The organism is Flavobacterium gyeonganense (assembly GCF_029625295.1).
GTDB classification, from domain to species: domain Bacteria; phylum Bacteroidota; class Bacteroidia; order Flavobacteriales; family Flavobacteriaceae; genus Flavobacterium; species Flavobacterium gyeonganense.
The window spans coordinates 2718932-2735253 of record NZ_CP121112.1; the positions used below are offsets into that span (position 1 = coordinate 2718932).

General features: G+C 35.4%; 11 protein-coding genes. 7 read left to right on the top strand and 4 right to left on the bottom strand.

Going from position 1 to position 16322, the window contains the following annotated elements:
- Positions 1-11: 11 nt before the first annotated feature.
- Entirely contained in the window at positions 12-5693 is a 5682-nt protein-coding gene (locus tag P5P89_RS11865; RefSeq protein ID WP_278008521.1) for an alpha-2-macroglobulin family protein, read from the top strand.
- 120 nt (positions 5694-5813) lie between these two features.
- Positions 5814-8189, top strand: coding sequence for a penicillin-binding protein 1C (gene pbpC, locus P5P89_RS11870; RefSeq protein WP_278008522.1), 2376 nt, complete (start codon positions 5814-5816; stop codon positions 8187-8189).
- Positions 8190-8353: 164 nt separating this feature from the next.
- Here pbpC and P5P89_RS11875 read toward each other — a convergent pair whose 3' ends face one another.
- Together P5P89_RS11875 and P5P89_RS11880 are read right to left on the bottom strand one after the other, a co-directional pair.
- Complete coding sequence (locus tag P5P89_RS11875; RefSeq protein WP_269234594.1) at positions 8354-9898, bottom strand: ribonuclease E/G; 1545 nt, start codon at positions 9896-9898, stop codon at positions 8354-8356.
- 412 nt (positions 9899-10310) lie between these two features.
- The gene (locus P5P89_RS11880; protein WP_007805026.1) at positions 10311-10601 is read right to left on the bottom strand and encodes an HU family DNA-binding protein; all 291 of its coding nucleotides are present in this window, start codon (positions 10599-10601) and stop codon (positions 10311-10313) included.
- Between the two features lie 141 nt (positions 10602-10742).
- On the opposite strand from P5P89_RS11880, the gene mutY reads away from it, so the two are divergent.
- The 4 genes from mutY to gldD are packed head-to-tail and all read left to right on the top strand — an operon-like array spanning position 10743 to position 14139.
- Positions 10743-11789 (top strand): A/G-specific adenine glycosylase, encoded by a 1047-nt coding sequence (gene mutY, locus P5P89_RS11885; protein ID WP_278008523.1) that lies wholly within the window; start codon positions 10743-10745, stop codon positions 11787-11789.
- Positions 11790-11823: 34 nt separating this feature from the next.
- Complete coding sequence (locus P5P89_RS11890; protein ID WP_278008524.1) at positions 11824-12261, top strand: single-stranded DNA-binding protein; 438 nt, start codon at positions 11824-11826, stop codon at positions 12259-12261.
- 23 nt (positions 12262-12284) lie between these two features.
- Positions 12285-13577, top strand: a complete 1293-nt coding sequence (locus P5P89_RS11895) for a gliding motility-associated protein GldE (protein ID WP_278008525.1) — start codon at positions 12285-12287, stop codon at positions 13575-13577.
- A 1-nt stretch (position 13578) separates the two neighbouring features.
- A complete protein-coding gene (gene gldD, locus P5P89_RS11900; RefSeq protein WP_278008526.1) occupies positions 13579-14139 on the top strand; it encodes a gliding motility lipoprotein GldD in 561 nt (186 codons plus the stop codon).
- 63 nt (positions 14140-14202) lie between these two features.
- On the opposite strand, the gene P5P89_RS11905 is transcribed toward gldD, so the two are convergent.
- Both P5P89_RS11905 and P5P89_RS11910 read right to left on the bottom strand, forming a co-directional pair.
- Positions 14203-14664, bottom strand: a complete 462-nt coding sequence (locus tag P5P89_RS11905; protein WP_278008527.1) for a VOC family protein — start codon at positions 14662-14664, stop codon at positions 14203-14205.
- A 179-nt stretch (positions 14665-14843) separates the two neighbouring features.
- Positions 14844-15224 carry a heavy-metal-associated domain-containing protein gene (locus tag P5P89_RS11910; RefSeq protein WP_278008528.1) on the bottom strand — a complete coding sequence of 127 codons (381 nt, stop codon included), beginning with the start codon at positions 15222-15224 and terminating at the stop codon, positions 14844-14846.
- Between the two features lie 100 nt (positions 15225-15324).
- Between P5P89_RS11910 and P5P89_RS11915 the strand changes: the two genes are divergently transcribed.
- Positions 15325-16191: a DMT family transporter gene (locus P5P89_RS11915; protein WP_278008529.1), complete on the top strand. Its 867-nt coding sequence runs from the start codon at positions 15325-15327 to the stop codon at positions 16189-16191.
- Positions 16192-16322: the final 131 nt, after the last annotated feature.

Consider the following 16322-nt stretch of genomic DNA (forward strand, 5'->3'; position numbering starts at 1 on the left):
CTCTAAATCAAGTGAAAAAAGGATTATTTCTCGTGCTCTCTGTGTTTTTTATTTTTCAATCCTGCGGAAGAAAATCAGCTGCAGATTTTAATTCCGATTTTTCACTATTTAAAGACTATATAGTCAGCTTTACCGGCGGAATTGTTTCTTCCGATTCTGATATTCGTGTGGTTTTGGCTTTTGATAAAAACGACTGGAAACCGAATCAGGAACTGGATGACGATTTGTTTGATATTTCTCCAAATGTAAGTGGAAGAGTGGTAGCGCTTTCGACTAATACCTTAGCTTTTATCCCGGAGAAAAAACTAAAACCGGGAACAGAATATCAGGTAACTCTAAACTTAGATAAGCTGACTGCAATTCCAAAAGAGAAAGAAAAGGAACTTTCAAAATTTAATTTTACAGTTAAAACCGTTAAACAGGATTTTACTATAAATACAGCAGATATTCAGTCATACAGCAAAGAATATCAATATTTAAACTGTGTTTTAAAAACGGCAGATAATATTGATTTGGAAACAGCAAAAAAATTAGTTGAAGCCAGACAAAAAGGAAATGATCTTAAAATTAAGTTTGACAGAAATCCGGCTTCGGGCAAAGAGTTTCATTTTATAATTGATAGTATCCAGCGTTATTCTGAAGCCACAAATCTTGAAATTATTTATGACGGAGATGATTTTGATATCGATCAGAAAGGACAAATCGATTTTCCGATTACGAGTATCAACGAGTTTAAAGTTGTAAAAGTTGAGGTTCCTGATGGTAATAATCAGTCGGTTGTAATCAATTTTTCTGAACCTTTGGAAAAAGGGCAGGATTTTGCAGGATTAGTTTCAATTCAGAATACTAATAATTTGAAATTTTCTACTCAGGGAAATTTACTGAAAGTTTATTTTACGAATCAAAATGCCCCTAAAAAGGAAGAGCCGGTAGTTGTAGCTGTAGTAGAACCAGTTGTTGCTGCTGTGGATTCTGCTGCTGTTGTAGTAGATTCAGCGTCTGTTGCAGTTGATTCAGCTGCCGCTGTTGTAGAAGAAGCTGTTGAATATGTTCCGGATGAAGAACCGGAACAAGTTATTACAGGAGAATTATTATTAGAAGTTTTTCAGGGAATTGAAAGCCAGTATGGCAAAAAACTGGAAGCAAATTACACAGAAAAAATCTCTTTTGACCAGATAAAACCAAATGTACGTTTTATTAAAAATGGAACGATTCTGCCAAGTTCAAATAATTTAAAATTGAATTTTGAGGCTGTAAATCTTAGTGCAGTTGACGTAAAGGTTTATAAAATTTACAAAAATAATATTCTGCAGTTTCTTCAGTATAATGAATTAAACGGAGCTCAGAATCTCAAGAAGGTGGCACAGCCAATTGCCAAAACAACACTCAACTTAAAAGAAAGTACGCTTGTAAATTTAACCAAATGGAATACGTACGCTTTAGACTTGTCTAAAATTATAAAACCGGAACCGGGGGCGATATACCGAGTGGAGTTTGAATACAAAAGAAAATATTCGTTATACAAATGTGAAACTTCAGACGAAGATTCAAATCAGGAAGAGGAAGAAGAGGTTGATGAAAATGATGTAAATTATAGCGGAAATTCGTACGACGATTATTACTATGATGATTATGACTGGAGAGAAAGTCAGGATCCATGTTCTGGTTCATATTATTATAATGCTAAAATTGCAACCAATATTCTTGCGACAGATTTAGGCGTAATTGCAAAGAGAGGCGAAAATAAATCGTATTTATTTGCAGTAAATAATATTGTAACAACAGAACCGGTTTCGAATGCGAAAGTGGATTTATATAATTTTCAACAGCAGAAAATTACTAGTGGAAGTACAGATAGTGATGGAATTGCATCTTTTCAACTCGATAAATTCGCTTATTTTGCTATAGTTACTTTAGGAGATCAATCGACTTATGTGAAGCTGGATGACGGACTTTCGTTGTCTGTCAGTAATTTTGATGTTGCCGGTGAAACTCTGCAAAAAGGTCTGAAAGGTTTTATTTATGGAGAAAGAGGCGTTTGGCGCCCGGGTGATAATTTGTATCTATCATTTATTTTTAATGATGCAGCAAATAAATTGCCAAAGTCGCATCCAATTAAATTCAGATTAAACGATCCGAACGGAAAAACGGTTTATCAGACGGTTCAAAAAACGAATGAATTAAATCATTACGCTTTTATAGTTCCGACAAACCAAGATGCACCAACAGGAAACTGGGAAGCAATGGTAAGCGTTGGGGGAGCAAAATTCTATAAGAGCATTAAGATTGAAACGATCAAGCCAAATCGTTTAAAAATCAAAAATACGTTTAGCAGAAAAACACTTTCTTCATCCTATCCAAATACAGATAATCTGGAAGTAACCTGGCTGCACGGAGCCATTGCGAAGAATTTGAATGTAGAAATGCAGGCAAAATTCTCTCAGCAAGCAACAACTTTCAAAGGATATGAAAAATATACTTTTGATGATTTAGCACGTCAGTTTAGTACAGAAGAAATCAATGTTTTCTCAGGGAAATTAAATGAAAGTGGAAAAGCTTCGGTTAATATCCAGCCAAGATTACAAGGTCAGGCGCCTGGAATGCTTCGTGCATCCTTCATTACAAAAGTGTATGAAGAAGGAGGTGATTTTAGTACTGATGTAATGTCAACAACTTATTCGCCTTATAAAACGTATGTCGGAATCAAATCGCCGGAACCTAATAAATACGGAATGCTGGAAACCAGAACCAATAATCGTTTTGAAGTCGTAACGGTTGATGAAAACGGAAGGCCAAAATCGGTTCGGAATCTGGAAGTGAGAATCTATAAAGTTGAATGGAGATGGTGGTGGGATTCTTCAAGTGATAATTTATCGAATTACAATTCGTCGAATGCTACAACATCCTATAAATCCACTATAATAAATACCGATTCCAGCGGAAAAGGAAGCTTCCAGTTTGCTTTAACAGATGAAGAATGGGGACGTTATTTGATTCGTGTGGAAGATCAGCAAGATGGTCATGCTACTTCGTTAACCGTAAATATAGACTGGCCAATCTGGTCCGGGAAAACGCGAAACAGAGATGCTTCTACAGCCAATATGCTGGTTTTTTCTACAGATAAAAAGAATTATGCTGTTGGAGAAAAAGCGCAGATTTCTTTCCCTTCAAGTGAAGGCGGACGTGCTTTAATTTCAATCGAAAACGGATCAAGAGTAGTGCAGACTATCTGGGCAGAAACTAAAAAAGGAGAAACTAAAGTTGAAGTTCCAATTACTGGAGAAATGGCACCAAACGTATATTTCAATATTACGTTGTTACAGCCTCACGCTTCGACGAAAAACGATTCGCCTATTCGTATGTACGGAATTGTTCCGATCGAAGTGGTAGATAAAAACACGATTTTGGCACCAACGATTAATATGCCGGACGTTTTAAAACCAGAACAGCCATTTACGGTAAAAGTAGGCGAAAAAACAGGTAAAGAAATGACCTACACCATTGCCGTTGTCGATGAAGGACTTTTAGATTTAACCCGTTTTAAAACGCCAAATGCCTGGGATAGTTTCTATGTTCGTGAAGCTTTGGGCGTAAAAACCTGGGATATTTATGATGATGTAATTGGAGCTTACGGCGGAAAAATAAACCAAATTTTCAGTATTGGTGGAGATCAGGATTTAGGTGGCGGAAAAGCGAAGAAAGCAAACCGTTTTAAACCAGTTGTATTGTACTACGGACCATTTAAATTAGGAAAAGGAGAAACGAAATCCCATCAATTAAAATTGCCAAAATATATTGGTTCAGTCCGAACAATGGTTGTGGCGGGAGATGCAAATACAAGCGCTTACGGAAGCGTAGAAAAAGCAACTCCGGTTAAAAGTCCGCTGATGGTTTTGGCATCGTTGCCAAGAAAAATTTCGCCATCAGAAAAAGTAACACTCCCTGTAACCGTTTTTGCAACTGAAAACAAAATTAAAAATGTTTCCGTTCAGGTTAAAACAAGTAACGGGTTGAAAGTAGTAGGAAGTGTAGTTCAGAGGCTGAACTTTAAACAGCCGGATGAAAAAATGGCTTATTTTAATTTGGTTGTAGGATCTGCAACCGGAATTGCAAAAGTTCAAATAATTGCGACTTCAGGAAGCGAGAAATCCGTTTATGATGTCGAAATCGATATGACCAATCCAAATCCGGTTACGAGTACTTTTACTGATGTTGTTTTAACGCCAAACAGTACTAAAACAATTTCATGGAAAACATTTGGAATTGCCGGAAGTAATAAAGCAAGATTGGAAGTTTCGTCAATGCCATCGATGAATCTGAACGGAAGATTGCAATTCTTGATTCAATATCCACACGGTTGTGTAGAGCAGACAACTTCCTCTGTTTTCCCGCAATTGTATTTAGCAGATGTAGCTGATATTGATGCGAAACGCAAAGATCTGATTCAGAAAAATATTGCTGCCGGAATTGCAAGATTGGGTAATTTCCAATTGTCAAATGGCGGGATGCCTTACTGGCAGGGCAATGCAATTGCAGATGACTGGGGAACTTCTTACGCCGGACATTTCTTAATTGAAGCGGAGAAAAAAGGATATGTATTGCCAATTAATTTCAAATCAAAATGGATTTCCTACCAGCAACGTGAAGCAAAACAATGGCGTTTTGAACCGAAATATGGAAATGATTTAGCTCAGGCCTATCGTTTGTACACTTTGGCTTTAGCAGGAAATGCCGATTTATCAGCAATGAACAGATTGAGAGAGACAAAAGGAATTTCGAATGAAAGTATGCTTCGTTTAGCAGCGGCTTATGTTTTGGCTGGACAAAAATCGGCTGGACAAAGTTTGTTTTTACGGACAAGTATCGACGGAAGTTCAGATGGTTACAGCTACTACTATTATGGTTCAAGCGAAAGAAACCGAGCAATGGCTTTAGAAACGATGCTTCTTCTGGGGCAAAAGCAAAAAGCTTTTACAACAGCAGTAAAACTAGCCAAAGAAATGTCGGCTAATCAATGGATGAGTACACAAACAACGGCTTATTGCTTGTATGCAATGTCGAAATTTGCGGTGAGCAACGGTCCTAAAGGAATCAATATCCAGTTTAGTAAAAACGGAAAAGGCGAAATAATAAATACAGGTAAATCAGTTGCAGATCGTAGTTTGTCTGTTGCTTCGGGTGCAAATAGTATTACGCTGAAAAACAATAAAGCAAATACAATTTATGTTCGGGTATTGAATACTGGAATTCTGCCAATCGGTCAGGAAAATGCAGTTCAAAGCGATGTTACGGCTTCTATTGTTTTCAAAAACAGAAAAGGAAGCGTGATCAATGTTTCGAAAATTAATCAGGGAACTGAATTTGTTGCTGAGGTTACGATTAAAAACCAAAGGGGAGAAAGCGTTCAAAATGTAGCATTATCACAAATTCTGCCTTCAGGATTCGAGATTGTAAATACCCGTTTCACTGATTATGGAGATGCTGTAAACAACATTGCTGATTATATTGATATCCGTGATGATAGAACGAATTTCTATTTCGGAATGAAAGCAAGGGAAACCAAAGTTTTCCGTATTCTGCTGAACGCATCGTATTTAGGAAATTATTACTTGCCTGGATTGCAATGTGAAGCGATGTACGATAATACATTCTTAGCAAGAACAAAAGGATTCTGGGTTGAGGTGGTAAAATAAAGTTTCTCGCAGATTTTGCAGATCAGGCAGATAAAAATAAAATCTGCTAAATCTGCGAGCAAAAAAACTTTACGAACTTTACGAATAACTTTGCGCCTTTGCGGTTAAATAATTACTACGTTGAAAAATAAATTAATAGCGTTCTCAAAAAGCATTATAAACTGGATCAAAAAAAACAAAATCAAATCAGCAATTGTATTTCTGCTCTTGCTGATTTACTATTTTTCCCTTCCCCGAACATTATTCAAAGAACCCTATTCCACCGTTATAGAAAGCAAAGAAGGAGAACTGCTTGGCGCGAAAATAGCTGATGACGGGCAATGGCGTTTTCCTGCACAGGATAGCGTTCCGGACAAATTCAAGAAATGTATTGTTTATTTTGAAGACGAATATTTCTATAAACATCCCGGTTTCAATCCAGGTGCGATGATTAATGCTTTTAAACAAAACAGAAAAGCCGGAAAAGTAGTCAGAGGGGGAAGTACCTTGACACAACAAGTAATACGATTATCCCGGAAAGGAAAAAATAGAACCTATTTCGAAAAAATAATAGAAATTATTCTGGCTACCCGATTAGAATTAGGGTATTCTAAAAATAAAATTCTTGAAATGTACGTAGCACACGCACCATTTGGAGGAAATGTTGTCGGACTGGAAATGGCTTCATGGCGTTATTTTGGTGTTCAGTCTAATCAGCTTTCATGGGCAGAAAATGCTGTTTTAGCCGTTTTGCCAAATGCACCAAGTCTGATTTATCCGGGAAAAAATCAAATTAAACTTTTAAATAAACGGAACCGGCTTTTATTAAAATTGCATCAGGAAGGTATAATCGACAGGCAGACATACGAACTTTCGATTGAAGAGCCATTGCCTCAAAAACCATATGATTTGCCTCAAATTGCGCCACATTTACTTCAAAGAGTGGCTAAAAATGAAGAAGGAACAAGAGTCAAAACCACAATTGATCACGCTTTACAAAACAGGGTCAATCAAATAGCGCGATATTATTACAATCAATACAGGCAGAATGAAGTTCACAATCTTGCTATTTTGGTAATTGATGTTCAGAACAGAAATGTGATGAGTTATGTTGGAAACTCTCCGGCAGATGCAGATCATCAAAAAGATGTCGATATTATCGATGCACCAAGAAGTACAGGAAGTATCCTGAAACCACTTTTATATGGCGCTATGCTGGATGATGGTGAATTACTGCCGAATACTTTAATTGCCGATATTCCAACGCAGATTTCTGGGTATACACCACAGAATTTTAATTTGACATTTGACGGAGCTGTTCCGGCACATCGGGCATTGTCGCGGTCATTGAATATTCCGGCAGTTTTAATGCTTCAGGATTTTGGTGTAAATAAATTTTATGAAGAACTGCAAAAGTTCAAATTAAAGAATATCAATAAAACGCCAGATCATTACGGATTGTCACTGATTTTAGGAGGCGCAGAAAGTAATTTATGGGATTTATGCCGAACGTATGCCAATCTTTCATCAACGGTTAATTATTTCAATAAAAACAAAGGGCAATACAGAACTAACGAGTTTACTGAGCTCAATTATAAAAATGATTTTAAATCCGACTTTGGTTCACAAACGAATCAAAAGAATATTTTGGGAGCAGGATCAATTTGGCTTACGTATAACGCAATGGAAGAAGTCAACAGACCGGAAGGAGACGAAGCCTGGAAGTTTTATGACAGTTCGCTTAAAATTGCCTGGAAAACAGGAACCAGTTTCGGAAACAGGGATGCATGGGCGATTGGAACCAATTCAAGATATGTAGTTGGAGTTTGGGTTGGAAATGCAACAGGCGAAGGTAGACCAACTTTGACTGGCGTTACAAGCTCAGCGCCAATTTTGTTTGATGTTTTTAATTTACTGCCAAGACAAAGATGGTTTGATACACCCTACAATGATTTAGCAGAAGTTGAAGTATGCCGATTAAGCGGTTATCTGGCAAAAGATAATTGTCCGAAAATCAAACAATGGGTTCCTAAAAAAGGGAAATCGACCAAAGTTTGTCCGTATCATAAAACCGTTCATTTAGATAAAACAGAACAGTTTCAGGTAAACAGCAGCTGTGAAAGTATTGATAATATTGTCACTAAAAACTGGTTTGTACTGCCTCCTGTTATGGCGTGGTATTATAAAAGCCAGCATATTGAATATTTGCCTTTGCCTCCATTTAAAGAAGGCTGCGAAGGAACGCAAACCACAACAATGGACTTTATTTATCCCAAAGCAAACAGTAAGATTTATTTAACGAAGGATTTTAACAGTAATGTACAGCCCGTAATTTTAAAAGTCGCTTATTCTGAAAGAGATAAAGAGTTGTTTTGGTATGTCGATAATGTTTACAAAGCCACAACCAAAACATTTCATGAATTACCTATTACACCAACTTCGGGAATACATTATGTTACCGTTGTTGATGCTTCAGGGAATGAAATCAGACTCAGAATTGAAATTGTTAGGGAATAAAAAAAGAAATTCCAATTTTTTTAAATCCCAAATTCCAAATGTGAAATTCTTTCGAATAAAAATATTTAGCTACGAAATTATACAAAAGAATTCGTGCACATGTGTAATTCGTGACTAAAAAAAGCATAAAAAAACCGCCAATCTCACGAAAGGCGGTTTTTGTTTTATTCTGAAATAACATTTCCTTTTTTATCGTAGAAATGATATTCTAAGTACGTGTAAGCGTCACGAGGTATGATTTTCACCCATTTCTTATGTTCAAAAAACCATTTTGAACGTAAGGATGGAAAACCTTTACTGAGGTAAGCAGCCACAAACGGGTGTACATTAAGTACAACATTTTTGTGGGTTTTTAAAAGTCGGTCTAAATCCAGTGCGATTTTATCAATGATTAAAATTGGCGCTTCAATTTCGCCATTTTCATTGTTAGGATCTTCTTCTCTGGTTTTAATATTAACTTCTGGTCTTACGCGCTGTCTTGTAATCTGGACTAAACCAAATTTACTTGGCGGTAATATTTTATGTTTTGCTTTATCGTCGCTCATTTCTTCTCGCAAGAAGTCGAACAAAACTTTCCTGTTTTCAGGATTAGACATATCGATAAAATCAACTACGATTATTCCACCCATATCACGCAAACGAAGTTGTCTGGCAATTTCAGCAGCAGCAATCATATTCACTTCCATGGCGGTATCTTCCTGATTGGTCGCTTTATTAGAACGGTTTCCGCTGTTTACGTCTATAACGTGAAGAGCTTCAGTGTGTTCTATTATAAGATAAGCGCCTTTGCTCATCGAAACCGTTCTTCCAAATGAAGTTTTGATTTGTCTCTCTATATTGTATTTCTCAAAAATCGGAGTGTCGTTTGATTGATAAAACTTCACAATTGATTGTTTTGAAGGTGCAATTTCTTGCAGATAATCCTTCGTTTGATGGTACAACTCTTCATCATCTATCTGGATACCGCTAAAGGTATCATTGAAAACATCCCTCAATATTGAAGAAGCTCTGTTAAGTTCTCCTAATACTTTGGATGGATGGTGAGCAGTTGGTAATTTTTTACACATTGCAGTCCATCTGCCAAGCAGGTTCTGCAAATCTTTTTCTAATTCGGCTGTATTTTTGCCTTCGGCTACTGTACGAACAATAACACCAAATCCTTTAGGTTTGATCGATAGAACAAGTTTTTTTAAGCGGTCCTTTTCTTTTTTGTCTTCTATTTTTTGTGAAATAGAAACACGGTCAGAAAACGGAACGAGAACTATAAATCTTCCTGCCAGTGAAAGCTCAGCGCTTATTCTTGGGCCTTTGGTCGATATAGGTTCTTTTACAACTTGTACTAAGACAGATTGATTGGCACTTAAAATATCAGTAATGATGCCATCTTTGTCAATCTCTTTTTCAAACTGAAAGGTCTTTAGGGAGAAATCTTTTAATTTACCTGCGCTTACAAGTTTTATGAATTTCAGCTGGGAAGCTAAGTTTGGACCTAAATCGTGATAATGTAAAAAGGCATCTTTTTCGAAGCCAACATTTACAAAAGCAGCATTAAGTCCGGCAACTGGTTTTCGTATTTTGGCAATAAAAATATCACCAACCTGAAAGTTGCTTGTCTCTTGTTCCTTGTGTAATTCAATTAGTTTTCCATCTTTTAATAAGGCAAAATCTACGGCTTCAGAACTAGATCTAATGATCAATTCTTTATTCACTCTGTAAATTTTTATCCGTGAATTGGTTGTTAGTTATTTGTTGATAGTTGATGGTAAAAAACCAAAAACCAAAACCAAAAACCATCAACTTCTACAAGGATGGATTAAACAATATTTTTAACAGGTATTAACCCGGAGGGAAAATTTTAATCTCCAAATTTTAAATTTCAAATTCCAATTGAAATCTATAGTGATTTCTTAATTTTTGGATTTTGGATTTTATTTTTTGGAATTTTTGAAATTTCCCAAATTTCAATGAACGTTTAAAAAGAAAAAAGTAGTTTAAAACTACTTTTTCTTTTTGTGACGGTTAGCTCTCGCTCTTTTTTTTCTTTTGTGAGTAGCTACCTTATGTCTCTTTCTTTTTTTACCACTTGGCATATCGTATCGATTTTATGATTAATTAATAGTGTTATTTTGCTTCGTTGTTTGTTTTTACTCCCTCTACAAAAACTTTTGCAGGTTTAAAAGCAGGAATATTGTGTGCAGGAATTTTGATTGTGGTATTTTTAGAGATGTTTCTTCCTGTTTTCTCAGCTCTGGTCTTTACGATGAAACTTCCGAAACCTCTTAGGTAAACATTGTCACCAGTTTCTAATGAAGTCTTAACTTCTTCCATAAAAGTTTCAACTGTTGCCTGAACGTCTCCTTTTTCAAGACCTAGTTTCTCTGAAATCTTCGCTACGATATCTGCTTTCGTCATTTTCTTTCCTGTTTTTATTTTATAAATGATGTACTATTTTTTTGAGGATGCAAATATAGGAATTAAAAAAATAATTAATCAAGCTAATTCGTTAAATTTTAATTACATAAAGATTTACTTTTGTTTTCTAAGTATTTTAAAATGAATTTTCATAACACACTGATAAATTGGTATTTACAAAACAAACGCGATTTGCCTTGGCGTAATACGGTAAATCCGTATCATATTTGGCTCTCAGAAATTATGCTCCAGCAGACAAGAGTGGCGCAGGGAATGCCATATTTTTTTTCATTTACAAAGGAATTTCCTACTGTTTTTGATTTGGCTAATGCTGATGAAGAAAAAGTTCTAAAACTCTGGCAGGGATTAGGGTATTATTCACGCGCCAGAAATCTGCATAAAACTGCTCAATACATAGCCAATGATCTAAAAGGAGTCTTTCCGGCTACTTATAATGATTTATTAAAGTTAAAAGGAGTAGGTGAATATACAGCTGCCGCAATTGCCTCCTTTTCTTATAATGAACCTGTACCGGTTGTTGATGGTAATGTATTTAGGGTTCTTTCGCGCTATTTTGATATAGAATCCGATATAGCTTTGCCGGCAACCAAAAAAGAATTTACTGAGCTTGCAAAAGAATTAATGCCAAAAGAAAATCCAGCAATTTTTAATCAGGCAATAATGGAATTTGGTGCTTTGCAATGTGTGCCTAAAAGTCCAGATTGTTCTGTATGTGTTTTTAATGACAGTTGTCTGGCTCTGCAAAAGAAAAAGGTTGACACTCTGCCTGTAAAATCTAAAAAACTAAAAATCACAAACCGTTTCTTTAATTATCTGGTATTAGAAGATATTGAGGGAAAAACTTTAATCCAAAAAAGAACTACAAAAGGTATCTGGCATAATTTATATGAGTTTCCTTTACTGGAAACGAATGAAATTGTCGATTTTGATTTTGTTTCAAGGATAATTAAAGAAGAGATTTTATCTTCTTATACAATTACCGGGGTAGAAGAATGTTCACATGCGACAGTGATTCATAAGCTTTCACACCAGCATTTACATATACAGTTCTGGAAAGTAAAAATCAGTGATATTTTGCCTAATGGTTTGAATTGTAATGAATTAAAAGAGTTTCCTTTTCCGATTGTGATTTATAATTTTATTGAAAAGGAAGAAATTTGTCGTTAAAAAAAGTATCTTTGATTCACACAAATGCTATACCATGAACGGAACATTAAACAAGGTAATGTTGATAGGCTATTTAGGCGACGATGTTAAAATGCATTATTTTGACGGAGGTAATTGCATCGGACGCTTTCAGCTGGCAACAAACGAAGTGTATATCAATAAAACTACCAATGAAAAAATTACCTCGACAGAGTGGCATAACTTAGTTGTACGCAATAAAGCTGCTGAAATCTGTGAAAAATATTTGTCCAAAGGAGACAAGATATATGTTGAAGGCCGTATAAAATCAAGGCAATGGCAGGCTGAAGACGGAACTACAAAATATACCAATGAAATTCAGGTAACCGAATTTACCTTTTTGACAACCAAAAAAGAAACAGAGCACAAACATCATCAGGCTTCTGAATCGCTAAAAAACACTAACTTTGAAAATCCTAATGAAGGCTTGCCGGTCAACGATTTGCCTTTTTGATTGTTTAACTAATCTTTTTTAATTTGGACCCGGAGCCCAGTTTATTTTTTATATTCACTGACACCAATCTGATTGTTGGTTTTGTCGGAATATTTATTTTACTTTTTTTATCAGCCATTGTTTCTGGTGCTGAAGTTGCCTTTTTTTCCTTGTCTCAAAAAGAAATCGAAGATGTACTGCAGGAAAATAACCCGAAAGGAAAAATAATTTCCAATCTTTTGGATAGACCCAAAAAACTCTTAGCTACATTATTAGTTGCTAATAATTTTTTCAATATCGGGGTTGTTATCCTTTTCTCTTTTATTGGCAGAAATATTTTTAAGGATGTCGTTTCTGATTCATTAAAATTTCTTTTGGAGGTTATTTTGGTTACTTTCCTGATTTTGTTGTTTGGAGAGATTTTGCCAAAGGTTTATGCGAGCCGTAATAATATAAAATTTGCGAAACGTGTCGCTTATCCAATTGCATTTTTAGATAAATTACTTTCTCCTGTAAGTTTGCCAATGCGTGCCGTTACGCTATATTTGCACAATAAATTAGGAAAACAAAAAACAAATTTCTCAGTAGATCAGCTTTCGCAGGCACTAGAACTGACCGATTCGGAAGGGACATCAAGTGAAGAACAGAAAATACTGGAAGGAATTGTTTCTTTTGGAAACACAGATACCAAACAGGTAATGAGTCCCAGAATTGATATTTTTGCACTGGAAATATCAGAAACGTTTGCGGAAATTTATCCTAAAATAATTGAAACTGGTTTTTCAAGAATTCCGGTTTATCGTGACAATATTGATCAGATTGAGGGAGTTTTGTTTGTTAAGGATTTACTGCCTCATATTGATAAAACCGAATTTGACTGGACCAACTTAATCAGAGAAGCCTTTTTTGTTCCTGAGAATAAAAAATTAGATAATCTGCTTAAAGATTTCCAGAGCCTGAAAAGTCATTTGGCGATTGTGGTTGATGAATACGGAGGAACCTCAGGTTTAGTTTCTTTAGAGGATGTAATTGAGGAAATAGTTGGAGATATAAGTGATGAATTTGATGATGAGCATTTAAATTTCTCCCAAATTGACGAAAATAATTTTCTTTTTGAAGGAAAGATTAATCTAAAGGATTTTTACAGAATTATTGATGTTGATGAAGACCTTTTTGAATCACGAAAAGGAGAGGCAGAAACACTAGCAGGATTTATTCTTGAAATTCTGGGCAATTTCCCTAAAAAGAATCAAAAAATAGCGTTTGAAAACTGTGTATTTACTATAGAGACTGTTGATAATAAACGTATAAAACAAATAAAAGTAACAATAGAATAAGATGTTGAAAAAAACAATTTGGATAGCAGTAATTTTACTGAGCCTCACTGTTATAAGCTGTAAAGATGATGTTTTGCCAAAGCCGGCTGCTTTTTTGCGTCTGGATTATCCGATGGCTAAATATGTAAACTTTGAAAACACATGTCCTTTTTCGTTTCAAATGAATGAGGACGCTGTAATTAAGGGTGAAAAAGAATGTGGATTTGCGATTACATATCCAAAAATGAAAGCGACTATTTACCTGACCTATAAACCAGTAAATAACAATATCGATAAATTGCTTAGAGATGCTCAGAAACTTACCTACGAACATGTTATCAAAGCAGATGATATATTAGAACAACCTTATTTAAATCCTCAGAAAAAAGTTTACGGCATGTTCTATCAGGTTAACGGAAATGCGGCAACGAACTCACAGTTTTATGCAACGGACAGTACAAAGCATTTCATCACTGGATCGGTTTATTTTTACAGCAAACCCAATTTCGACTCTGTTATGCCTGCAGCAAGTTATATCAAAAATGATATGCAGCGGCTTATGGAGACTTTGAAGTGGAAGTAAAAAAATAAAAAAAGGCGTTCCGATTGAAATCGCCTTTTGTTTGTTTAAAATATCTGATATAATTTAGGATTCTGAAAAAGCTTCTTTTATGAATTGCTGAAGTCCTGCCTCTTCAAGTATTTCAATTGAGAATTCTCCAAAACGTTTCGGAAGCCAGATAATTCTAACTCCGCTGGGAGAATTAAGGCTTTCCCGTGATAAAGGATTTCCGTTTTCGTCCTCTGGCTGAACTCCGGAGGATATCAATTCATCAAACGCAGCTTCAATATCAGGAGTAGAGTAGCAGTGGCGATATATCGTTCCTTCGCCTTTGGAGTCTAACAGATTTTTTAAATTTCCTGAAAAAGGTTCTACAAGCATAAAATGTTCCTGGCCAATTTTTACAACAGCGTATTTGACATGAAGTTCATCTCTTTCCCAGGTGAACTTTTTTGAAATTTCAGCACCAAGTATTTTTGTGTAATAATTACAGGCTGATTCAAGGTCATTAACTAAAATATCGATATGACTAAATTTAAGGTTCATTTTTTATGTATATGTTATGGCAAATCGATTTTGTTTTTTTACTGCAATTTCGAAGATTATAGGCAAATTATAAGAGGAAATATAATTTTTAAAATAATCAGAAAAAAAGACAGTAGTAAACCTGAGTTTATTACTGTCTAAAAATTATTTTTTATCAGAATTAGATAGTCGCGCCTTAGTTATGATTTCATATTCGAAACTTTATATGTTTTTCCATCTCCCGTTTCCTGAACAACCTTTGTCAAAGATTCAGGATTTTGAATGGTTTTATCGAAAGTTACAGTTGCAGTTTTTTTATCAAAATCAACAGAAGCTTTTTCTACCCCGTCAAGATTTGCTAATTCTTCTTCGATAGTTTTAGCGCATCCAACCGCACAGGTCATCCCGTCGATTGTAAAACTGGCAGTCTGTACATTTTCTGCAGCGATCGGTTTATGTTCTTTTGGAGCTTCAGTTTTTTCGCCTTTTGCAACTGCTAAACTTTTGTCTTCTTCTTTTTTACAGCTTACCAATACCAAGCCTGCGATGGCTAACGATGCTATTATTTTTGTAAATTTCATTATATATAATTTTAGTTGTCAATATGTTTGTTGCAAAATTAATAAAAAAGCAAAGGTCAGTTCCTAAAAATTATTACAAATTTGCATTAAAATATGATTTATGGATGCAAAACAATTAAAGTGGTTTTATTTATTACTGCTTTCGCTAATTTGGGGAAGTTCGTTTATTCTAATAAAAAGGGGGCTGGTCGGGTTAACGGCTATTCAGGTGGGTTCGCTCCGAATCATTTTTGCCGGGTTGTTTCTGCTTGTAGTCGGATTTTCAAGTTTAAAGAAAATTTCCCCGCGCCAATGGAAATTTGTTGCCCTGACTTCATTTTTTGGGACATTTATTCCGGCTTTCTTTTTTGCAATCGCAGAAACTCAGGTGGATAGCTCGATTGTGGCTATTTTGAATTCCCTGACACCTTTAAATACCTTGGTTTTAGGAATTATATTTTTTGGAATTCAGTTTCAGAAACGTCAGGTTTTAGGCGTTTTTATTGGATTAGTTGGATGTTTGTTATTGGTTTTGAACGGTGCTTCAGGTCATGCAGGGCAAAATTATTATTATTTGATTTTAGTTGTAATTGCTACGCTGTGTTATGCGATTAACGTTAATCTGATCAAGAAATATCTATCTGATTTGAATTCGCTGAGTATTACCACAGGAAATTTTGCGGTTTTATTTATACCTGCTTTGATAATTTTAAGTACTACAGATTTTGCACAAAAAATCCATATTGAAACAACGCAATATTCTGTTCTGTTTGTAATGATTTTAGGGATTTTGGGAACCGGAATAGCAAATGTTTTGTTCTTTAAATTAATACAAATGTCCTCGCCGGTATTTGCAACTTCGGTAACCTATTTGATTCCGATAGTGGCATTTTTCTGGGGATTGCTGGATAATGAAATGCTGACTCCAGTTCAGTTTTTTGGAGCATTTGTTATTTTGATTGGCGTTTATTTATCGGCAAAAAAGTAAAAAAATGGAAAGGTTTCAATATCAGTTTGTCATTTCGACGAAGGAGACCCAAGCGATAGCGAACAGGCGAAGCAAATCACACTAGAAACTCCACAATCAAAATCGCCAATCTTTGTCGAATCCCGAGTGTG

Excerpts from the sequence above, each read along its gene's own strand:
- P5P89_RS11880 (WP_007805026.1), bottom strand. The coding sequence starts at position 10,601 with ATGACGAAAGCAGATATCGTAGCGAAGATTTCAGAGAAACTAGGTCTT.
- mutY (WP_278008523.1), top strand. The coding sequence starts at position 10,743 with ATGAATTTTCATAACACACTGATAAATTGGTATTTACAAAACAAACGC.
- P5P89_RS11890 (WP_278008524.1), top strand. The coding sequence starts at position 11,824 with ATGAACGGAACATTAAACAAGGTAATGTTGATAGGCTATTTAGGCGAC.
- gldD (WP_278008526.1), top strand. The coding sequence starts at position 13,579 with ATGTTGAAAAAAACAATTTGGATAGCAGTAATTTTACTGAGCCTCACT.
- P5P89_RS11905 (WP_278008527.1), bottom strand. The coding sequence starts at position 14,664 with ATGAACCTTAAATTTAGTCATATCGATATTTTAGTTAATGACCTTGAA.
- P5P89_RS11910 (WP_278008528.1), bottom strand. The coding sequence starts at position 15,224 with ATGAAATTTACAAAAATAATAGCATCGTTAGCCATCGCAGGCTTGGTA.
- P5P89_RS11915 (WP_278008529.1), top strand. The coding sequence starts at position 15,325 with ATGGATGCAAAACAATTAAAGTGGTTTTATTTATTACTGCTTTCGCTA.